This window comes from Collinsella aerofaciens, from assembly GCF_009876115.1.
Classification (GTDB): Bacteria; Actinomycetota; Coriobacteriia; order Coriobacteriales; family Coriobacteriaceae; genus Collinsella; species Collinsella aerofaciens_N.
Genome location: NZ_WWSY01000002.1, coordinates 41,348 through 63,524 on the forward strand (window position 1 = coordinate 41,348; position 22,177 = coordinate 63,524).

17 protein-coding genes are annotated in these 22,177 nt (G+C 60.4%); 8 read left to right on the forward strand and 9 right to left on the reverse strand.

Annotated elements, in window-relative coordinates; translation table 11 throughout:
* The first annotated feature begins 1 nt into the window (after position 1).
* From GT571_RS02100 to GT571_RS02120, 5 genes are all read left to right on the forward strand, one after another.
* Positions 2–1,432: a hypothetical protein gene (locus GT571_RS02100; protein ID WP_117774084.1), complete on the forward strand. Its 1,431-nt coding sequence runs from the start codon at positions 2–4 to the stop codon at positions 1,430–1,432.
* Between the two features lie 118 nt (positions 1,433–1,550).
* On the forward strand, positions 1,551–2,267 hold the full coding sequence (locus GT571_RS02105) for a DUF554 domain-containing protein (RefSeq protein WP_192934605.1): 717 nt from the start codon (positions 1,551–1,553) through the stop codon (positions 2,265–2,267).
* Between the two features lie 87 nt (positions 2,268–2,354).
* Entirely contained in the window at positions 2,355–4,109 is a 1,755-nt protein-coding gene (locus GT571_RS02110) for a TerB N-terminal domain-containing protein (protein ID WP_233539776.1), read from the forward strand.
* Positions 4,102–5,406 carry an ATP-binding protein gene (locus GT571_RS02115; protein ID WP_117582895.1) on the forward strand — a complete coding sequence of 435 codons (1,305 nt, stop codon included), beginning with the start codon at positions 4,102–4,104 and terminating at the stop codon, positions 5,404–5,406. The genes GT571_RS02110 and GT571_RS02115 overlap by 8 nt, the downstream gene beginning before the upstream one ends.
* A gap of 116 nt (positions 5,407–5,522) precedes the next feature.
* Positions 5,523–7,967 carry a DEAD/DEAH box helicase gene (locus GT571_RS02120; RefSeq protein WP_161155144.1) on the forward strand — a complete coding sequence of 815 codons (2,445 nt, stop codon included), beginning with the start codon at positions 5,523–5,525 and terminating at the stop codon, positions 7,965–7,967.
* A 25-nt stretch (positions 7,968–7,992) separates the two neighbouring features.
* Here GT571_RS02120 and GT571_RS02125 read toward each other — a convergent pair whose 3' ends face one another.
* From GT571_RS02125 to GT571_RS02140, 4 genes are all read right to left on the reverse strand, one after another.
* Complete coding sequence (locus tag GT571_RS02125; protein ID WP_161155146.1) at positions 7,993–8,868, reverse strand: spermidine synthase; 876 nt, start codon at positions 8,866–8,868, stop codon at positions 7,993–7,995.
* On the reverse strand, positions 8,869–10,773 hold the full coding sequence (locus GT571_RS02130) for an elongator complex protein 3 (RefSeq protein WP_161155148.1): 1,905 nt from the start codon (positions 10,771–10,773) through the stop codon (positions 8,869–8,871).
* A gap of 98 nt (positions 10,774–10,871) precedes the next feature.
* Positions 10,872–11,771: a DUF4097 family beta strand repeat-containing protein gene (locus GT571_RS02135; RefSeq protein WP_161155150.1), complete on the reverse strand. Its 900-nt coding sequence runs from the start codon at positions 11,769–11,771 to the stop codon at positions 10,872–10,874.
* Positions 11,768–12,484, reverse strand: a complete 717-nt coding sequence (locus GT571_RS02140) for a helix-turn-helix domain-containing protein (protein WP_161155152.1) — start codon at positions 12,482–12,484, stop codon at positions 11,768–11,770. Before GT571_RS02140 ends, GT571_RS02135 begins: the two co-directional genes overlap by 4 nt.
* Before the next feature lie 267 nt (positions 12,485–12,751).
* Here GT571_RS02140 and GT571_RS02145 point away from each other — a divergent pair, with 267 nt between their 5' ends.
* The 3 genes from GT571_RS02145 (at position 12,752) to GT571_RS02155 (ending at position 17,562) form a co-directional block, all read left to right on the forward strand.
* Entirely contained in the window at positions 12,752–13,624 is an 873-nt protein-coding gene (locus GT571_RS02145) for a class I SAM-dependent methyltransferase (RefSeq protein WP_161155154.1), read from the forward strand.
* Between the two features lie 119 nt (positions 13,625–13,743).
* Positions 13,744–14,625, forward strand: coding sequence for a tRNA (guanine(46)-N(7))-methyltransferase TrmB (gene trmB, locus GT571_RS02150; protein ID WP_161155155.1), 882 nt, complete (start codon positions 13,744–13,746; stop codon positions 14,623–14,625).
* Between the two features lie 267 nt (positions 14,626–14,892).
* The gene (locus tag GT571_RS02155; RefSeq protein WP_161155157.1) at positions 14,893–17,562 is read left to right on the forward strand and encodes a DEAD/DEAH box helicase; all 2,670 of its coding nucleotides are present in this window, start codon (positions 14,893–14,895) and stop codon (positions 17,560–17,562) included.
* A gap of 79 nt (positions 17,563–17,641) precedes the next feature.
* Here the strand turns inward: GT571_RS02155 and GT571_RS02160 are convergent, their stop codons facing one another.
* The 5 genes from GT571_RS02160 to GT571_RS02180 form a co-directional block, all read right to left on the reverse strand.
* Complete coding sequence (locus GT571_RS02160; RefSeq protein WP_161155159.1) at positions 17,642–19,399, reverse strand: DUF2130 domain-containing protein; 1,758 nt, start codon at positions 19,397–19,399, stop codon at positions 17,642–17,644.
* A 138-nt stretch (positions 19,400–19,537) separates the two neighbouring features.
* Entirely contained in the window at positions 19,538–20,083 is a 546-nt protein-coding gene (locus tag GT571_RS02165; protein WP_161155161.1) for a metallophosphoesterase, read from the reverse strand.
* 66 nt (positions 20,084–20,149) lie between these two features.
* The gene (locus GT571_RS02170) at positions 20,150–20,329 is read right to left on the reverse strand and encodes a hypothetical protein (RefSeq protein WP_161155163.1); all 180 of its coding nucleotides are present in this window, start codon (positions 20,327–20,329) and stop codon (positions 20,150–20,152) included.
* Between the two features lie 18 nt (positions 20,330–20,347).
* Positions 20,348–20,674 (reverse strand): HIRAN domain-containing protein, encoded by a 327-nt coding sequence (locus tag GT571_RS02175; RefSeq protein ID WP_161155165.1) that lies wholly within the window; start codon positions 20,672–20,674, stop codon positions 20,348–20,350.
* A gap of 123 nt (positions 20,675–20,797) precedes the next feature.
* A complete protein-coding gene (locus tag GT571_RS02180) occupies positions 20,798–22,177 on the reverse strand; it encodes an aldehyde dehydrogenase (RefSeq protein ID WP_161155167.1) in 1,380 nt (459 codons plus the stop codon).

Below are 22,177 nucleotides of genomic sequence, written 5' to 3' on the forward strand. Positions count from 1 at the left end.
CATGGCATCGAAGAACCTTTTGCCCGTCGTCGCACTCTGCGGCGCGCTCGCAACCGGAACGCCTGTCGCCGCTTGGGCGACTCCCGTCATGGCAGACTCCTTACCAGCAGCCCTAAGCTCCGCACCAAATCCGTCGAGCGCCATTGCGTGCAAGCGTTTTTCGTTCGCACAGGCCGCAATCTCAACCTCGGGATGCCTTCGTCGTAATACGGACGGCTCGATAGTCGTGGATATCAATCGTTCGAACAAGGCAAACGGCTCCCAGGCGGGGTGCGCCGTCTGCACGTGGCGCTCGATTGTGCTCGATGCAGATGGCGATCCGTGCGATTTGGGGTTGCGCATCGATATCGCTTCGGTCGATGACTCGGCGAACGGAGCGAAGGTCGCCTTCGACGGTGCGTTTTTCGAGAAAGGAGGCGGTATATGTCTGGGCTGCGCCGCCGCGAATGCAGACGATGTGCAGCCCACCCTCTCATTCACGGCATCGCTGCGGCTGACCAAGGCGGGCACCGATGCCATCGCGGCGGGAGAAGCATCCCTGCTGTTCTACGCCGCCAGTACCGAAGACACAGACATTCATTTCGAGAAGCCGGCCGGATCGCTCAGCCTTACGCGCGGGACGGAGGCAGGCCCTATTGCGATCGATACCCACACGCTAGGCAGGCAACGCATTCTTGCCGACCCGGCGCTTCTCGAGATGGAGTGGAACGGATCCGGAGCCGTCGGGATTGTCCCCTCCGCGCTTGACGCCAAGACGCTCCCCTCAAACGACGAACCCATCAACGCAACCATACAAGAAGAGAGCACGGACAAAGAAGCAGGTGCGGGCGACACGCCGTCGCCGACAAACAGCGTCCCAGCTTCTTTCGAAGCACCAAATGAGCCCGCTACCGGTCCAAACGATCCCGAGCTCGCGGACAGTCTGGGGCTTGCTGATCCTCAGGAGATCGATGAAGGTAACTGCTGCGTGCTTGCCGCCCTCGACCACACAGAGGTCATCGATGCTGCAAACATCGAAGTTGCCGCCGCCAATCAGCCCGTCCGCAAGTCGGCCATCATCGCATTTCCCGAATCCATCGAAGTCGTCTATTTGCCATCGGGCGAGGTCGTGGCCCCAACGCTGCTCACCTTGTTGGGCGCCAAGAATACTCGAAACGAAATTAAAAAGGTCACGGTTGTCGACCCTGCAACCACCGCTAAACTGCGTCTATACGCCGTTGCCCCAGACGGAGGCAAGACCTTGGAATTCGATGGCGACACACTTCTAGCCTGGCGACGTCTGGACATTATGCAAGACGTCTCGTATCAGATCGAACTCGAAGGGTTTGATCGTGCCCGCGATGCCAATATCATCGCCGCGGCTATTGAATCCCCGCAGCGGCTTATGACACTGCGCTTTGACTACTACCCCTATGTCCCGACAACCACCTGAGGCTTAAATGCTGCGCATCATTCCTAATACCACTTATATAACGTATTAGATGAGTCGCGATGTGCCTCGCATTTCGTTCTGCTACGATTGCCACGTTGGCATCAATACAGGAGGGCTCATGCCGGGCTTGGGAACAATCATCAACGTTGCGCTTTTAGTTGCGGGCGGTCTTTTGGGATTAGCGGGCGGCCGCTTCATTACACCGCACATCCAAGACACGCTCATGAAAGCATCGGGGCTGTGCGTCCTGTTTATCGGCCTGGGCGGCACCATGCAAAAGATGCTCATCATCGATGGAAAGGCGCTAGCGACCACCGGTACCACCATGCTCATCGTCTCATTTGCGCTCGGTTCGCTCATCGGCGAGGCCATCAACTTGGAGGCCGCCATCGAGAACCTTGGCGAATGGCTCAAGCGCAAGACTGGCAGTGAGGGCGATAACAAGTTCACCAACGCTTTTGTCTCGACTTCACTCACCGTGTGCATCGGCGCCATGGCCATTGTGGGATCGATCCAGGACGGCCTGCTCGGCGACTGGTCAACGCTTGCCCTCAAGGGCGCACTGGACTGCATCATCGTCTGCACCATGACGGCCTCGCTTGGCCGCGGCTGCATCTTCTCCGCCCTGCCCGTCGCCGTGTTCCAGGGGACGATCACGTTGTTTGCCGGCGCGCTCTCCCCCATCATGACCACAGCTGCCCTCAACAGCCTTTCGCTCGTAGGTTCCATGCTCATCTTCTGTGTCGGCGTCAACCTCATCCGTCCTCAGACCTTCCGCACGGCCAATATGCTTCCCTCCGTCGTCATCGCCGTCATCTACGCCCTCCTGTTCTAAATCTATCAACGCATCGGTATCTCGAACATCTGTTTGATGCTGTGCTATGATATGAGGTCACCGTAGCTGCGTTCGAGAGGAGGAGCGGTGGCCGACCAGGACATCAAGATGCTCATCGAGCGCATTATGGCCGAGGCCCGGACCCATCAGTCCGCCCGCTTCTCAAACGAAACCTACGCAGACGAGCCGATTCTCAAAACCGGCCGACAGATGCAGAATTTCCTCCCCGACCAGTACCGTAAAATGCGCGAGATATCGCGCTGGCAGGATGACCCCAAGGGCGGTGCGGGCCGCTGGCTTTCGGAAGCCGAGCTTTTTTACCGCCAGGGCCTGCTGATGGCCGACTTTGAGGACGACTGTCCCTACAACGGCACCTTTAAGTCGTACTTTCCCACCTACAACGCCATGAGCGACCGGCAACTGCGCGGCTACTTTACCTGGCGTGCCCAAGTGCGCCGCGGAACCGTCGAGGAAACGTCTACGTCCTTTGCCTTTCTGTATCTCTATGAGCTGATCTGCGGCATTGGCGTAGATAATCCACTCGATGGTTTTAACAAGATCAAGGCTTTTTGGGATGTCTATCGCGCCTTCGAGCCCGGCATCGACCGGTTTGCGCGCGTGTGGCTGCAAGATTACGCCGTGTTCCACGGGCTCGACCCCAAGCTGCTTCGCGACTCTAAAACCGTCATGTTCGATAACGCCCTTATCGAACTGCGGCGCGCGGCACGAGACCTTGTACCGGCACCGTCCGGCCAGACCCCTAAGCGTCGCAAAACCTCCGAGCCCACGCTCCCCCTTCCGCCCGATGAGGTGCGCGAGGAGCGACTCATGGCCGCCATCAACGCCCTCTCCACGTACAACCTAAGTAGCTCGCGGCTCGACCGCAGCCACCACCGCGATCTGCGCCACGTGGCGTGCGCCGTGTATGTCCGCATGGCGCGCTACTATGACACGCACCGAAAGACCGGCATCGTGGCAAGTTTATTTGGGGAGGAGACGGCCATGCCCTACACCATGTTTGCCTCGGCCGTATTCTTTGCGCCCGAGCGCCACGAGGACTGCGAATACCGTCTGGACCCCATCCATATCTACCGTTGCCAAAACGGCTTTTGGGAATGCATGCGTATCCACGGTAGTAGGCAAAAGAGCAGCAAGCTCGGTGAAATGATGCGCGCCTGCGACCAACGCCTGCGCCTGGCGCTGGACCCTGCCCATCCCCTTAAGGAAGAAAAGGTCCCCAAATATCTGGCCAAGATTATCGATGACGAGATTGTGGCATGGCTTTCGTGGGACGCCGCACACCAGCCCGTCAAGATCGATATCGATCTGAGTCAGCTGGGGCATATTCGGAGCGCCGCCGCACAAACGCGCGAGGCGCTTTTGATTGACGAGGAACGCGAGGACGGCGCGTCCGCAGAAGCCGAGGCAGCGGACTCAGGGCAACCGGAAGCCGAGCCCGTAGCCGACGCGATGGTCGAGGCGGTCGCGGCGGCTGCAGGGCAGGACGAGTCCGACGAGCCGACCATATCCACCGAACAGTTTGGTGTCGTGGCACCGCTTCTCGCGCCGACGCCCGCGTTCGCAGCTGCTACGCCCGCTGACGCCACAAACGAACTCGCGCCCGCCGCAAACGCCTATCTCCGCGCTCTGCTCGAGCACAACGCAGTACAGGCGGAATCGGCGGTAGTGCAATCGGAGCAGAGCGAGGACATGCTCGTCGATACCATCAACGAGGCGCTCTTTGACCTGGTGGGCGACACCGTAATTGAATTTAGCGCAGCAGGGCCGCAGATTATCGAGGACTACGAAGCAGACGTGAGAGGATACCTAGACCATGAGTGATACCGCATCCGCAGCACCTCGCGTGCCCAAGCGCGTCGCTGCCGTCATTCTCAACTCGCTCAAGGGCGGCGTGGTCCCGCGCATCGGCCTTCCTTACATCACCGTAGGGCGCGAGGTCGAGATCCGCGCCCTGCTCACCGATCTGAGTCTCATCGCCGACGGTGGCGCGAGCTTCCGCTTTCTGGTCGGTCGTTACGGCGCCGGCAAGAGCTTTTTGCTCCAGACTATCCGCACGCACGCCATGGGCGAGGGGTTCGTCGTCGCTGATGCCGACCTGTCGCCCGAGCGCCGCCTGCAGGGCGGTCAGGGACAGGGCCTTGCCACCTACCGCGAGCTCATCCGCAATATATCGACCAAGACGCGCCCCGAGGGCGGTGCGCTCAACCTTATTCTGGATCGCTGGGTCGCCTCGTGTGCCGACGTCGACGAGTCGGTCGTCAATGCCCAACTGGCCCCGCTCGAGGAGATGGTCCACGGCTTCGACTTCACCCGCATGCTCCGCCGCTATCGCATGGCCGCATCCGGGGGCGACGAAGAGACCATGAGCCGCGTGACCAAATGGATTCGCGGCGAATACCGCACCAAGAGCGAGGCACGCGCCGAGCTGGGCTCCTCGACCATCATCAGCGATGACGACTGGTACGACTACGTTAAGCTCATTGCGCGCTTTTTGGTTTGCAGTGGCTACAAGGGCATGCTGGTGCTCATCGACGAGCTCGTGAATCTGTATAAGATTCCCAACGCCATCACGCGCCAATACAACTACGAGAAGATCCTGACTATGTACAACGACACGCTCCAGGGCAAGGCGCAGTACCTGGGCATGATCATGGGCGGCACGCCAACCTCCATCGAAGACCGCCGCCGCGGCGTGTTCTCCTACGAGGCCCTGCGCAGCCGACTCGCTCAGGGCCGCTTTGCGCGCGAAGACCTTAAGGACATGCTCGCGCCCATCATCCGCCTGCAGCCACTCACCTACGAGGAGCTACTGGTGCTCATCGAAAAACTCATGCAGATCCATGCCGGCTACTTTGGCTGGACGCCCACGCTTGCCGAAAACGACTTGGTGGACTTTCTCAAGATTGAGTTCGGCCGCGTGGGAACCGATACGCACTTGACGCCGCGTGAAGTCATTCGTGACTTTATCGAGTTGCTCGACATCCTATGCCAAAACCCCGACGCCAACGTGGCCGAGCTGCTGCAAAGCGTCGGCGGCGACGCGCTGGCGCCGGCAGCCGCAACAGGCGACACCGGCACCGCAGGCGGCGACCGCAACTTCGCCGAGTTCACCATCTAACCTACCAAAAAGGGACAGGTTTATTTTGGCAGGTTTTATCTGGGCAAACGTTGAAGCAGTAATGCAGCAAGCCGTTGCCAGCCGCGTTGAGAGATTCGTTGTTGAAAGGAGGCCCCGTGAACGCCTTTGACCGCTACGCCCCGTTTATCCAAGACTTCATCTACTCCCACGATTGGGAGAGCCTACGCTCTATCCAGGTTGCAGCAGCTGATGCCATCTTTAACACGCAAGATAATGTGCTCCTGACGGCATCCACGGCTTCCGGCAAAACCGAGGCAGCCTTCTTTCCCATCCTGACCGAGTTTTGGGAGAACCCGCCCGCAAGCGTGGGCGCCCTCTACATTGGCCCCCTCAAGGCGCTCATCAACGACCAATTCGTCCGCCTCAACGACCTGTGCGAAGAAGCCGATATCCCCGTCTGGCACTGGCATGGCGATGTCTCGCAATCACACAAGGCCAAACTCATCAAAAAACCGAGCGGCATCCTACAGATTACGCCCGAGTCGCTCGAGGCGCTCCTGATCCATAAGCACATGGCGATCCCGCGCATGTTTTGCGACCTGCGCTATGTGGTTATCGACGAAGTCCATTCGCTCATGCGCGGCGACCGCGGCGGGCAGACGCTCTGTCTTATCGAGCGCCTCTCGCGCATGGCAGGCGTGCAGCCCCGCCGCATTGGCCTTTCGGCCACCATCGGCGACCCCGAGCGCACGGGCGCCTTTCTCTCGCAGGGAACGGGGCGCGACTGCGTTATCCCCCGCTTTGAGGAACCGCGCCGCGTGTGGCGCATCTCCATGGAGCACTTCTACAACTCGGGCCCCCAGGCTCAGCAACGAGGATTCGTAGGCACAGGTCCACAAGAAGCCGAGGTGCTTGCTTGCGAGCGTATTGAGACGGCGGCGCCCGCGGCGCTGCCCGCATCCGGACAAGACATGTGCCACAGCGGACGGCTTACACAGGAAGAACACCGTCAACGTCGTGAGCAGGCGCGGGGCAAGGCCGCTCCCAAAGACCGTCGCACTTCCTCGGCCCCCGAGGGCGAAGTCGACATCCCACGAGCGACCGAGCAGGCGCTTCTCAACCCCACCGACACGGCGCCCGACAACGCCGACCCCGGCATGGGCTATATCTTTGAGCATACGCGCGGCCGCAAATGCCTGGTCTTTGCCAACTCGCGCGAGGAGGCAGAGGCCGTGTGCTCCATGCTGCGCAGCTACTGCGAGAGCCGGCACGAGCCCGACCGTTTTCTCATCCATCACGGCAATCTTTCGGCATCGCTACGCGAGACGGCCGAGGAGCTCATGCGCGACGAGGAGCAGACGCAGACAACCGTCACCACCTCTACGTTGGAGCTCGGTATCGATATCGGCCGCCTGGAGCGCGCCTTCCAGATTGACGCGCCGTTTACCGTTAGCTCCTTTTTGCAGCGCATGGGGCGCACGGGCCGTCGCGATCTTCCGCCCGAGATGTGGTTTGTCATGCGCGAGGAAGAGCCCGAGCCGCGCACGATGATGCCCGAAACCATTCCCTGGAAGCTCCTGCAGGGTATCGCGCTCGTACAACTCTATCGCGAGGAAAAGTGGGTCGAGCCACCCGAGCTCGATCGTCTCCCCTACAGCCTGCTCTATCACCAGACTATGTCGACCCTCGCCAGCACCGGCGAGCTCACGCCGGCCGAACTTGCCCAGCGCGTGCTCACGCTCAGCTATTTCCACCGTGTCTCGGCAGACGATTACCGTGTGCTGCTACGTCACCTCATTAAGATCGACCATATCCAGGTCACCGAAGGTGGCGGGCTCATCGTGGGTCTCGCGGGCGAGCGCATCATCAACAACTTTAAGTTCTACGCCGTGTTCCAGGAAAACGAGGAGTTTACCGTCCGGAGCGAATCGGCCGAGCTGGGCACGATCGTTAATCCGCCCCCGCCCGGTGAGCGCATCGCCATCGCCGGACACTGCTGGATTGTCGAGGAAGTGGACTGGAAGCGCCACACTGTCTTTGCCACGCAGGTCAAGGGCCGGGTGCCGGCCTACTTTGGCGACTGCCCCGGCGACATTAACACGCATGTGCTCGAGCGCATGCGCCAAGCGCTCACTGAGCACGCAGCATATCCGTACCTTATGGGTAACGCACGGGCTCGCTTGGCGCAGGCTCGTCATACCGCCGAGATTTCGGGCGCGGGAACTAAGCCGCTCATCAACCTGGGTGGCGACACCTGGGTGCTCTTCCCCTGGTTGGGCAGCTACGCCTTCCTAGCACTCGAGCGCATGCTTAAAATCAAATGCGCCGCTGAGCTGGGCCTTCGCGGACTCGACCCGTCACGCCCGTACTTTATGCAGTTTAAGATGAAGGCCGACGAGGAGACGTTCTTTGAGGTACTCGCCGCCGAGGCCGAAAAGGACTTCGATCCCATCGAGCTCGTCTATCCCGGCGAGGTGCCTTATTTTGACCGCTACGACGAGTTTGTTCCCGAAGAGCTCGTGCGCAAAGGCTTTGCCGAAGGCGTGCTCGACACCGAAGGCATGAAGCAGCGCGTTCTCGGCTGGCGCGACCACACCTAAGACGGGACTGACTACTCCCAATAGGCTAGTCGTGGAGAGCAGTGCCAAGGAAGTCGGCGTCGAAGGGCACGGCTTCGGCAAAGGCATAGTCGCCGTCACTGGCAATGAGCAGGTAGTTTTCCTCGCCGCCAAACTCCGCATCGCCGCATGGGACCACCCAGGCGTGGGCGAATACCTCGAGTGCCGTGGCAGCGCAGTCGCGCAGGAACGTCACGTCGCTCCCCTCGTTTGCGCTCACGATATTGGCAACGTAGATACCCCCGGGGTTCAGGCTGCCTCGCACCAGGCGCAGCGCCTCAACCGTCGCCAGCTCGCGTACGGGCTCGGCACCGCCAAAGCAATCGCTCACGACCACATCGTAGCGACGATGACCCACGCTCGTCACGCCCAGATACGAGCGAGCCTCAGCGGTAATCACCCGCAGGCGGTCGCCCACCATGCGCTCCAGCTCGTCCAGGTAAAACCAACGACGTGCCAGGCGCGTAATCTCGGCATCGTACTCAATGACGTCCATGCGCAAGCTCTCGTGCGACATCAGCGCAAACTTGGGATAGGCAAACCCGCCGCCGCCCAACATGAGCATGCGGTCGATACCGTGACCATAGGCGTCATGCATTGCGCGCTCGGCCTCAAACACGTCGTCAAACGCACGATAGTACGCAAAGACGGGCTCTGCCCAACGCTCGCCAACGTAGCTTGCGCTTTGGTAGACTCCGCCTTGCACCAACACGCGAATCTCATCGTCGCCCTCATCGTGCACGCGTTTCACACGCGCCAACCCATTGCGGGTTCGCGCAACCTGCAGACAGGCAGCACGAACAGCGACAGCGGCCGCACCAAGCGCCGCGGCTCCCAGAGCAACGCCGGCAACGACGCCGGCAGAAACACTCGGCTTGTTCATCTAGAGCTCCTTTTGCAGATAAAGGCCATGGTCATAAAATCCAAGATGGCGATAGTACTCGCGCGTACCGATCGCGCTGATCACGTTGATGTGCGTATACCCCGCATCCCGAGCAATCTGGCACGCGCGCTCCACGAGCAGACGCCCCAGACCGTGATGCTGAGCCGCCTGGCCCTGATCGCCCACACGTGCCGCCATACCATACACGTGTACCTCGCGAATCATCGCCTCCTCCGGCCCCGTCGGCAGCTCGTCCGCGTGCGCGGCAACAAACGAACGGTCGGGCAGCGACAGGCGCAAAAAGCCGGCGATCTTGCCTTCGGGCGTCACCCACTGCAAAAAGCGTTCACGCGTCACCGGCGTCTCGTAAGCGACTTCATCAAGAAACAGTTCATCCAGGTCGGCACCCGCCGTGCTGATCTCGCGATAGCGAATCTCACGCACCGTCGCACCGTCACCCCGAGCAGCCAGGCGGTTCTCAACGAGCTGACGCAGGTTGGGCTTCTTGTTGCCCACCATGATGTCATCGGAGCTAAAGTCGCGGACCATGCGACTGATGCGGCAGAACGCCGGCGTCACCACGATGTCATCGGCCAGTACATCGAGCAGCTCTTCCTCGGTATAGGGGCGCCACTCGCCACGCTCATAGCAGCCCACCAGACGCGAGCCCTCGATGAGTGCACACGGATAGACTTTGACCTCGTCGGGCATAAAGGCCCCTTCGGTCATAAAGCGTTCGTAGTCGCGCTTGTCCCCTTCGGGCGTGGCACCCAACAAGTTGAGCATAAAGTGCGCGTGGATCTTAAAGCCAAACAGGCGCGCAAGCGAAAACGCCCGCTCGATCTGAGCCACCGAAATGCGACGCTCGTTGATATCGAGCAAATGTTGGTCGAGACTCTGAATACCCATCTGGATCTTGGTGCAGCCCAGCCGGCGGATGAGCGTAAGGGCCTGCGGCGTTACGGCATCGGGGCGCGTCTCGATAACGAGCCCCACCACGCGATGCTTCGCCGTCTCGTTGATGCGCTGTTGACGCTCAAGCTCCTCCATCGTTGCCGTCTGCCACTCGGCAACCTCGCCCCACGGCGTACCGGGGCCGTACAGACGACGCACCGCACGGTTATAGCCGCCCACGGCAGCATCCACACGCCCCTGCTCGTCGGCAACGCCGCTCGCAAGCTCAACCTCATCAGTCGTAATACCGGCAGCCCGATAGCGCTCGCGACGTTCCGCCACCACCGGCGGCAGCGCATCGGCGGGAGCGTCATCGAGCAGGCGCCCCGCCTCGGCGCGGCTGATGCCCGGACGCGCCAACATGGGGTTTGCCGCCACGCCGGCGACGGCATCGTCATTGAGCGCACGGAAAAGCTCCGACATAAACCACGTCTGATACCCTTGCGGATAGTCGCTCCAGGTACCGCCAAGCACAATGAGCTCGATCTTATCGGTCGCATGCCCCATTTGCGAAAGCGCCGTCAAACGGGCACTCACCTGCAGATACGGATCGAAGCAGTTTTGCTCCGCACGGGCACACGCCGGCTCGGCGTGCAGATAGCTCTTGGGCATGCGCAGGTCGTTGGGGCAAAACAGGCAATCGCCCGAGCACGGCCACGGCTTGGTGATGACGGTAATGGTCGCCACGCCCGAAGCCGTGCGACGAGGCTTCATGCGCAGCACCTGCAGCAGTCGACGTTCCAGCTCGACATCGACATTCCACCCAGCCCAACGAGCCGGCTCCTCACGTTTTACCCGCTGGTAAAACGGCAGCAGACGGCGCTTGGCCAAATCGCGTTTGTCGGCACCCTCACGACGCGCCTCGGCATGTATCAGTTTGACGAGCGCCTTGTCGTCCACGGTCTCACCGCGACGCAGAGCCTCGAGTATGTTAAAGATAATCTGTTCCATGCCCCCATTGTAAAGGCAAAGGCGCCGGAGCCCGTCACGGCTCCGGCGCCTCCATCAAAGAGCGCAGCTATGGTTTATAAGTCTTCGATAGCCGTCTGTCACTCCGGATCAAATGACATGTCGCCCGAACCGACCTCAAAACGATACGTGGCAGACTTATCGCCGTTATCGAATTCAAGATTCAAAATGGTCTCGCCGTCGTAGCCAAGCGGAAGGAAATCGCTCTCGAAGTCGCCGCTGCCCAAGGTGAGGCTCGCCTTAAAGCCCGTCGAGTTCGGAACCGTCATCTCCACATCGCCCGAGCCCACGCTCACGTCCATCAACTTCGCGGGGGCCTGGTAGAGCTCGAACGTCACATCGCCCGAACCGACCTCGGCATTCAGGGTATCGGTCACGGTGCCCGTAAACTCAACGTCTCCCGAGTCCAAAGTCAGGTTGAGGTCATGACACGCAATGCCCGCGACCGTCAGATCACCCGATCTTACATTCGCTGTAATGCCCACCATGTTATCGGCAACTTCGCGCGGCAGTTCGACGGTAACCGTGCGGTCAATGGCGCGCTCGTCATCGCAATCGAACTGGCGAATCTTGAGCGTAGAGCCCTTGATTTCGGCCAGGTTCTGAGTTGCCGCATCGAAGGCAACGGTCCCCGTTGCCACGCGACCGCTTTCAATCACGCGCACTGGCCCGCCGGAGACGTGTTTGACCTCGACCGTGCCCGACGTCACGTCCAAGTCAAGCGATGTGAACGCGTCGGCATCAAACGTTTCGCTCGAAAGCTGTTGAGGACGAGCGGAATAGTTACCGCTATCCAAAAGATCGTCCTCGTCAAGCGCATCGTCCATACCAGACAAGCCGGATACAACATCGTCGAGATCCCACGGGCCATCAAAATGAATCAATGTCCGCGAAACGCCAAAGACAAGTCCGATGATGAGCACGAACGCTCCGATGCCAACGCCCAAGCGTACCTTGGATTCATGCGAGAGCTTCATCATTCATCACCCTCTTTGGAAATCGGCTCAGCGGTGGCCGCGGTGGCCGCGTCAGCGTCAACCGCAGCAGAAACACTCTGAGCCCTAGCTGCCACCGGTGCCGGACCAACCTGAATATCCCCGCGTGCCCAATCACCATCGAGCGCACGCGCCACCCAGTGATAGATGGGAATCGTAAAGAAGATCAGCGCGGCAAAGGGGCCAGCACCAAACGGGAACATCAGCAAAAAGAACAGCAGCCAGCACACGGCCCAATACGGGAACGACTGGAACGGGCCCTTCACCGGAGTCGAGCCAACCTCGGTGCCACTCGTCGCCTGTGCCGTAGCGGCATTGGCGGCCTGCGCACTCCAGCTTGCCGCTTGCGCTGCCTTGGCCGCAGCATCACTCGCCTGTGTTGCCGCCTCGGTGGCGCGCGCCGCCGCCTCATGGGTGCGGGCACGTTCCGCCGCCTCGGCCTCGCGCTGACGGGCGCGGTCCTCGTTCTCAAACTCGATATCGTCCTCAATCTCGTCGCTCGGATTGAGCAGCTCGTCCAGGCTCACGCCATAGAGCTTGGCGAGCGAGATCAGGTTCTCGGTATCGGGCGAGCTCTCCGCACGCTCCCATTTACTGACCGCCTGGCGCGACAACCCCAGCTTTCGTGCCAGCCCTTCTTGGCTAAAGCCTTTGCTGCGGCGAAGGTCGGCGAGCCGCTGCGCAGTTTCTACATTCATGGTTCCTCCTATGTGATGCCAGCCGTGCCGCCGGACCGTTTTTGTTCTTAAGGCGCCTTGCACAGTTAAAAATCTATCCGCCACCGCCAAAAACATGCCACCTATTCTAGTGAGATTTTTGACAACCGGCGGTTGCGGGCACATATGAGCTGCGGAAATGTGTCCAAACAAAGCAATGACCCGTAGCTTGGTTGTCCCCGTTGCGGCGTTAACGGTAGTATGGTCGTACTGTTTATTCCGCACCGCCAACGGAGGGAGTCCCGCGCCGTGAACCGCGATTTCGCCTCATCGCTCATCCAGCTCAACAACACGTTCTATCGCGAGCACTCCGCCTCCTTTTCCGATACGCGCCAAGCCCCGTGGCCCGGCTGGGTGCGCACCATGGACGTTGCGCTCGAACAGCTCGACGTCGCCACGATCGAGCATCCCGTCCGCGTCTTCGATCTCGCCTGCGGCAATATGCGATTCGAGAACTTTGCCGCCGGCGGCGCACTTGCCGCCAAGGGCGTCGACGGCGCAAACCCCTCGGCAGACGCCAGCTGCCCGTTTGAGTTCTATGGCGTCGACTCGTGCCAAGACCTGGCCATCGATGCGCATGGTCACGCCCTGCGCATTCCCAACCTGCACTTCCAGGAACTCGACGTGCTCGATGCCCTTATGAAGCTCAACCCCGCCGAGACACCCGACGTGCTTTTCGACGCCCCGCTCGCCGACATCTCGGTCTGTTTTGGCTTTATGCACCACGTGCCGTCGTGCGAGTACCGCGTACGCGTGCTCGACGCCCTGGTGCGTCAGACACGCCCGGGCGGCATCATCGCCATCAGCTTTTGGGAGTTTATGAACGACGAGCGCATGGCGCGCAAGGCCGTTCGCGCCGAGGCCCGCGCCGAGCTCACCCCGCCGTTTGAGGGTTACGATTCTGCGCAGTTTGAAGCCGGTGACCACCTCATTGGCTGGCAAAACGACCGCCACGCCTACCGCTATTGCCATCACTTTGACGATCAGCAGATCACCGACCTGGTGCGCGGCGTCCGTACGTTCTACAAGAGCGGCGAGGTCCCCGTGCGCGAGCTCGAGCGCTTCCATGCCGACGGTCGCAGCGGCGATCTCAACCGCTATGTGATTCTCAAGCGTCTGTAAGCACCGGCGACTCGCCGCCGAGCTGCCCCGCGTCTTTCGGGCAAACTATGCCCACCCTTTTTTCAACCCATTGACGGAACGCGCAGCCATGCGTTCCATATTTATGACCAAGGAGCCTCATGGGAGCCGTCCACGTTCGCACGCCTAAGAACTTTGTGCTCGAGGAGCGCCTGGAGCGCTACACCGATGCGATTGAGACGAACCCCGAGGCCTATGCCGGAGATTGGCGCGAGGCTTGCGCACCAGTTGGCATCAAGCCCTTCGAACACCTTCACCTGGATCTTGGCTGTGGCAAGGGAACGTACCTTGTAGAGCGCGCGGCCCACGAACCAAACACCCTCTTTATCGGTATGGACCAGGAGCCCATCTGCATCGCCTATGCCGCGCAGAAAATCTGCGAGCAGGAGCTGTCCAACGCACTCGTCCTGCCCCGAGGCGCCGCATCGCTGCCGCAGCTGTTTGCCGCAGGCGAGCTCGATGTCATCACCATCAACTTTCCCACGCCGCAGCCCAAGGCCAAGTACGCCAAAAAACGACTCGTCCATGTCGACCATCTGATGCTCTACCGCCCGCTCTGTGCAGTTGGCGCCACCGTAACGCTGCGAACCGACAGCAAGCCATTGCGTGACTACGCCCTGGGGCAGTTTGCCGCGGCCGGCTACGACACGCTTTGGGTAAGCGACAACGTCCGCCGCGACCATCCCGAGCACCCCGAGACCGAATATGAATGCCGCACGCGCGAGATGGGTGCCGTCGTCTACGGCATTTGCGCCACACCCGGAGCGCAGCCCAGCGATGAGCAGCTCGCGGCGGGCCGCGCGCAGGAGCAAAGCCTTGCGTGCTACCTGCCCGACAATCTCGATGAGCTCGCCTACGTGCCTCTCGGCATGGAAGAGGCCGTCGAGAACTTTAAAAACCGCGCCCGCAAGGGCAAGAAGCGCTTACCGCAGGAGTCCCAGGGGCCTCTGATGGTCGCAGCTTCGGCAAACAAGCGCAAATAGGCGCCAGCAAACGACCCTCAAATCTAAGTGAGTAGACTTTTTTGCAATAGCCAAGCACAACCCGCATAGCAAAAAATAAAACCGCAGGTAGAGCCCTTGCGCAAAAACCATGTGTTCGCAATACCGCGAAAAGTCTACTCACTTAGCTGGCAACTGCGCCAAACGGCTGGGCAGAACGCCCATTTCCTGCATTTTCTTGCCTGCGAACGCATCGATGCGACGCTACGCCATAATAGTTGGCGGACAATCGCGAGAGAAAGCAAACACATGGCACAGACCACGACAGACACCGTCTCCGGCGCCGGCGCCGCCAGCTCATTCTCGGGCGGCACGGGAACCGAAGCCGAGTTTGGCTCGCTCGGCGCGCTCTCCCCCACCTGGTGGGAGCCCGAGGACGGCAGCGAGCCCGAACCATGGCTCACGCCCGATCAAGCCTTCGAACGCTTCTTTGAATGGACGAGCGATCGCGGCATTGAACTGTGGGATCACCAAGAAGAGGCCCTCATGGACCTGGCAGCCGGCGATCACGTCATTTTAGGCACACCGACCGGATCGGGTAAATCGCTCGTCGCGCTGGGCATGCTCTTTATGGGCATGGCACAGGGCAAACGCTGTTATTACACGGCCCCCATCAAGGCCCTGGTCAGCGAAAAGTTCTTCGACCTGGTGCAGGTGCTCGGTCGCGATAACGTCGGCATGATCACCGGCGACACGCATATCAACACCAAGGCACCCGTCATCTGCTGCACGGCCGAAATCCTTGCCAACGATGCGCTCCGCGAGGGCGAGGACGCCGACGTGGGCTGCGTGGCCATGGACGAGTTCCACTACTTTGCCGACCCCGACCGCGGCTGGGCCTGGCAGGTGCCGCTGCTCACCCTGCCCCACACGCAGTTTATGCTCATGAGCGCCACACTCGGCGATGTCACTGCCATCGCCGCTTCACTCGAGGAACACACCGGCGCTGCTTGCGACTTGGTTGTCGACGCCCCACGCCCCGTGCCGCTGAGCTACGACTACGTGACGACCTCGCTCGAGGGCACCGTCGAGCTCGCGATGCGTCGCGGCGAGGCCCCGCTCTATATCGTGCACTTTAGCCAGGATGCCGCACTTGCGACGGCACAATCCCTCGCCAACTTTGGCATTGCCAGCAAGGAGCAGCGCGAAGCTATTAAGGAAGCCGCCAAAGGCACGAGCTTCTCCACGGCTTTTGGCAAGATCCTCAAACGTTTGCTTGGCTGCGGCGTCGGTGTGCACCACGCCGGTATGCTGCCGCGCTATCGCCTGCTGGTCGAGCGCTTGGCACAGCAGGGCCTGCTGCCCGTCATTTGCGGCACCGACACACTCGGCGTCGGCATCAACGTGCCCATCCACACCGTGGTCCTCACCGCGCTCACCAAGTTCGACGGCTACAAGATGCGTCGCCTGCGCGCCCGCGAGTTCCATCAGATCGCTGGTCGCGCCGGTCGCTCGGGCTTTGACACCGAGGGTATGGTCATCGCCGAGGCCCCGGAGCACGAGATCGAGAACGCCAAGCTCATGGCCAAGGCGGGCGACGACCCCAAGAAGCTCCGCAAGATTAAAAAGAAGAAGGCCCCTGAGGGCTTTGTCACCTGGAACAAGCAGACCTTTGAGCGCCTGATTGAGACTCAGCCCGAGACGCTCAAGCCGCGACTTCGCATCACACACTCCATGGTGATTAGCGTGGTCGAGCAGGGCGGCGACGCTCGCGCCCGCGTGCACGACCTCATCGAGACAAGCCTGCAAACGCTCGAGGAAAAGGCAAAACTCGAGGTTCGTGCCGACGAGATCTTCGCCACGCTCATCGACTCCGGCGTCGTCGTGCGCACCGAGGTGCCGCCCGCACCCGACGCTCCGGCTGACGCCGCGCCGGACATCGACTACGCGCTGACGGTCGACCTGCCCGAGGACTTTGCGCTCGACCAGCCGCTCTCGCCGTTTTTGCTTGCCGCGCTGGAGCTACTCGACCCCGAGAGTGAGACCTATACCATGGACCTCATCTCGATGGTCGAGGCTACGCTCGAGGACCCCAAGCAGGTATTGCGCGCACAGGAGCGCGCTGCACGCGATCGCGCGATGGCCGAAATGAAGGCTGACGGCGTCGAATATGAGGAACGCCTGGAGCGCATCCAGGATGTCACCTACGAAAAGCCGCTCGAGGACTTGCTCGATGCCGCCTTCGACAAGTACTGCCAGGAAGTACCCTGGGCCAACGACTACCAGCTCTCGCCCAAGAGCGTCCTGCGCGACATGCTGGAAAGCGCGAGCGATTTTAAGGGTTACATTCAAAAGCTCGGCATCGCCCGCTCCGAGGGCATTCTGCTGCGCTACCTAGCCGAGGCCTACCGTTCCCTCGATCGCACCGTACCCATTGAGAAGCGCGATGAGCGCTTGCGCGACATTATCTCGTGGCTGGGCTTTGTGGTGCGCTCGGTGGACTCGAGCCTGGTGGACGAGTGGGAGAACGCCGGCAACCCGGCAGCCCTCGACGCCGCACCGCCGCAGGGCATCGACGAAGTCGTGACAGACCGCCGTGGCTGCACCCTGCTGGTGCGCAACGCGCTCTTCCGCCGCGTGACCCTTGCCGCCCGCGAGCATGTTCGCGACCTGGGCGAGCTCGACGACGACTGGGGCATGAGCGAGATCCGCTGGCAAAAAGCACTCGACGCTTACCACGAGCAGCACGAGGAAATCCTCACCGACGGAGATGCCCGCAGCGCCGCGATGTTTTCCATCGACGAGTCCGACGAGAAGACCGCGCACGTATGGCACGTGCACCAGATCTTTGCTGACGAGGATGGCGACCACGATTTTGGCATCATGGGCGATGTCGATCTGGACGCCACGCAAGACGGTGGCGAGGTCATCTTCAAAAACTACCGCGTCGGCTTTATCGAAGACCTGCTCGAGGACTAGCCGCACATACTGGAACAAAACGAAGCGGGGGCGCTGGCAATATCGCCAGCGGCCCCGCTTTTGCACTATACGCTATGCCCTACTCGGCATCCTCGACCTCATACGAATCCGCCTCGGCGGGCTCATCGTTTGTCTCTGGCGCAGTCCCGCGTGCCTCGTCAAACGCCGCTTTCATGGTCTTGTTGCCCCACGTGAGCTTGCGAATGGTAAGATCGTCGGCTTTCTTGTTGGCTAGGCGCAGGTTGTTCTCGGAGGACAGCAACGCCTCCTTGGTTTTCTGCAGATGGCTAATCGTCTTGTCGATCTCATCGATCGCCGTTTGGAACTTGCGGCTCGCGATCTCGTAGTTGCGACCGAAATCGTTCTTGAACTTCTCCATCTTGGCTTCGAAGTTCGTGACGTCGATATTCTGCTGCTTGTACTCCGCCAGCTCCTGCTTATAGCGAAGCGAACCCATGGCAGCATTGCGCAGCAGCGTAATGATGGGAATGAAGAACTGCGGACGGATAACGTACATCTTCTCGTAGCGGTAACTCACGTCGACGATGCCCGCGTTGTAGAGCTCGCTCTCGGGCTCCAGCAGGGTACAGAGCACCGCGTACTCGCAGCCCTTTTGATGGCGATCGTGATCGAGCTTCTTAAAGAAGTCCTCGTTTTTATGCTTGGTTGCAGTCTCGTCGTTCTCGTTTTTCATCTCGAACATAATCGAGATGACCTCGTTGCCGCTCGCATCGCATTCACGGAAAATGAAGTCGCCCTTGGTGCCCCCGGACGCATCGTTATCCTTCTCAAAGTACGCGTTGGGAAACGCCGTCATGCGCAGGCGATTGAACTCGGTCTCGCAGTGCTGCTCGAGCGACTCGCCCACCATCTTGGTGGACAGGCGTACCTTCATGTCCTTAAGACGCTCAATCTCTTCGTCCTTGTAGCGAATCAACTCGTCGCTCACGCGCTTGGCCTGCGCAAGTTCAAGCTCGTGGGCTGCCTTGGCCTGTTCCTCACGCGAATCGCGCACAGCCAGCTCGCTCGTCAGCTTGGCACGCGCCTCGTCGCGCTCACGCTCTGCTGCGGCGACCGCCTCAGACAGGTTCATTTTTGCCGTAAGCTCTTGCTCACGCAGTTGGGCACGAAGGCCCTCGGCCTCCTGCTCAGACTGAGCCTTTGCGGCGGAAAACTTCTCCTGTACCTTCGCGCGGTAGTCTGTGAGTGCGCGTTCGGCCTCGCTGCGAGCGGCATCGAGCTCACGCTGCGACTCGGCCGCGGCAGCGGCAAGCGCCATCTCCTGGGCCTTGTCCGCCGCAGCAAGCTTGGCCTGCAGCTCGGCAATCTGGGCATCTCGTGCAGCTAAATCGTTTTGAGCGGCGTTGCGCGCCGCCGACTCGGCAAGCTTGGCCTCGTCATCCTTGCGCCCCAGCTGCGCACGCAAGTTGTCGATTTCGCGCTGGAGCTCGGCGTTCTCCTTCTGAGCGTCGGCACGGGCCTCAACCGCCGCGCGCTGGCTTGCACTCTCGCGCTCTGCGGCAGCGCCCTCGAGCTTGGCACGCAATTCGGCAAGCTCGGCATCACGCTTGGCAACCTCTTGTGCCAGCTCCTGAGCCGCGGCGTTTTTCTGCTCGGCAAGTTGAGCGCTACGCTGAGACTCCACCTCCTGCAGGGCGGCCGTCGAACGAGAGCGCTCGAGCTCCAACGCCTGCTCCCCCTCACGCTGGACGGCCTTTACACGCTCATCAAGATCGCGCGAGAACTCGGCATCGCGCACCTGCTTGACGATATCCGCATAACCGGACGCATCGACCTTAAAAACTTCGCCGCAATGCGGGCACTTGATCTCGTTCATAGCAGCTCCTCGATGGACGCAAATTTCAACCGCCTACACTCTACCGCGCCGCACGGACAAAAAAGGCGCCGCTGCCATAATGGCAACGGCGCCAGAATCACCACAAAGGTGCCTGTCCCCTTTGTGGTGGTTTGAGAATTACAGTCCAAAATAGCCGAGGATTTGATCACGACTTACGGGCTTGTAGTCATTGGCGTCGAGGCCGACATCGTAGCGAAAGATAGGACGTTCGCGATCGCGGTTGCGCGCGTTGGTGCGATCACCCCTGCTGTGGATATGCCCATGCAGCATAATGGCGCCACGTGCCTTGCCGTTCCAGCTGAGCATGGGGTAGTGGCTCATAACCAGGCGATGGCCCTTGGCATAGCCAGGAGCAATCTCCAGGTAATCGCGCACGTCTTCCCAGATTTGAGGCGCAGCTGGATCTTCCCAGTCGCCGTCATGGTTACCACGGATGAGCGTCACACTCTGGCATTCGATGCGCTCGCGCAGGCGCACCGCCTCCGCCAGGGGCAAACGATAGGTAAAGTCTCCCAAGATATAGAGGCGGTCGTCCACAGCCACGCACTCATTGATGGCATCGATGACCCTGCGGTTCATCTCCTCGACCGAATCAAACGGTCGGTCCATATCGTGCAAGATATTCGTATCTCCCAGGTGCAGGTCGGCGGTAAACCACATCATCGTCTCTGTCCTCGTTTCGCAATGCGTCCAACTCGTGCTAAGTATACAGACACAGCGATGCGGCGGTTATCCAAAGAGCCCGCCGAACAGTCCGCGGCGGCGCTTGTCTTGCTTTTTCGAAGCGTCACTCTGAGTTTTCTTGTCATGCCGTTTCCTACGGTCCTGCTCCAACTCATCGTCATCGAGTAGCATATCCCACTCAAACGGATCATCTGTCAGATCGAACAGGTCATCGTCATCAAACATGGCAGCCCCCATTGCCGACTAGCGAGCATCCACCACGTAGAGTCCAACGCGAACCTGATGCCACGGGCTGCGCTCGGGAGCAACCTGTTGCACGTGGGCCTCAAATACGTCCTCATGGCCGTAATACATCATCAAAGACAGCGGGCCGACCTCGTTTCCCGGAACATAGCCAAGTTTGGTCTTGCCATAGTAGATCGCAACCGCCTCGGGGTCATGGGGATTATCGCGCTCGGCACACAGCGTCAGTTTATCGCCCGCTTTAAGATCGCCTAGGACCAAAGCGCCGTCGGCATATTGAAATCCTGCGATATGAAACGACAAAAGAACACGTGAAGGCTCGTACATAGCAACTCCCCTAACGGCTGGATAAACCAGCGTTTAACCTTATAGAGAAGTCTACGAACTCGCGCGGACACAAATTCGCCCCACCCGCGCCTTTTCGACCGTTTGTCGCTACGCCATCTGATTCTAATGCACAAACATGCGCACGAACTTGTGCTTCCAGCTTGCATAAGGGGCATAGCGGAATGACACGTCCAACCACGTTGCCTTGTTCACGATGCTCTTCTTGTGGCTAAACGTATCGAAGCTCTCGCGTCCATGGTACTGTCCCATACCGCTCGCCCCCATGCCGCCAAAGCCCATATGGCTCGTGGCCAAATGCATGATCGTGTCGTTGACGCAGCCGCCGCCAAAGGGCACGTAGCGCACAAAGCGTTGCTGGACCTCACGATCCTGACTAAAGATATACAGGGCCAGCGGCGTCGGGCGATTCGTGATGAACGCCTCGGCCTCATCTAGGCTCTCAAACGTCAGCACCGGTAAGATGGGGCCAAAAATCTCCTCCTGCATTACGGCGTCATCGGGGGTCACGCCGTCTAGAATCGTCGGTTCAATCTTGAGCGACGACTCGCGCGCCGTGCCTCCCAGCACAACCTTGTCGGGGTCGATCAGCCCGCGCACGCGCCCAAAATGCTTGGCGTTGACGATATGCCCGTAATCCTCGTTATCGAGCGGATGGTCGCCAAACATACGGCGGACCTCCTCCTTGATGAGGCCCAACAGTTCATCGTGCACGCGCACGTCGACCAGCAGGTAGTCGGGCGCCACGCAGGTCTGTCCCACATTGAGCCACTTACCAAAGGCGATACGCCGTGCCGCGACCTTCAAGTTTGCCGTCGCATCCACGATGCAGGGACTCTTTCCGCCCAGCTCAAGCGTCACGGGCGTAAGGTTTTTACTTGCGCGCTCCATGACGAGTTTGCCGACCGGAACGCTACCGGTAAAGAAGATCTTGTCCCAGCGCTCATCGAGCAGCGCCTCGTTCTCGGCGCGCCCGCCCTCGACAACCGTCACCAGGCACGGATCAAATGCCTCATCACAGATTTGCTTGAGCACCGCGCTCGATGCCGGAGCATAGGCACTCGGCTTGATGACCGCGGTGTTGCCCGCGGCAAGGGCGCCAGCGAGCGGCTCGAGCGTCAGCAAAAACGGATAGTTCCAGGGCGCCATGATGAGCGTGACACCATAGGGCACGGCTTGCGTTTTGCACACGCTTACGGCGTTGGCGAGGTCACACGGACGCAGGCGTGGACGACTCCATCGAGCCACATGTGCAATCTGATGACGAATCTCGGAAAGCGAGGTGCCGATCTCACACATATAGGCCTCGTCATGCGACTTTCCCAAATCGGTCTTGAGCGCATGGGCGATATCGGTCTCGTGTGCCCGCACCGCCTCGCGCAGGCGCACGAGGGCGCGGCGTCGAGCATCGACATCAAACGTGGCGTGCGTCTTAAAATAGGCGCGCTGATCGGCAACGATGCGCGCGATTTCCTCGGTATTCAT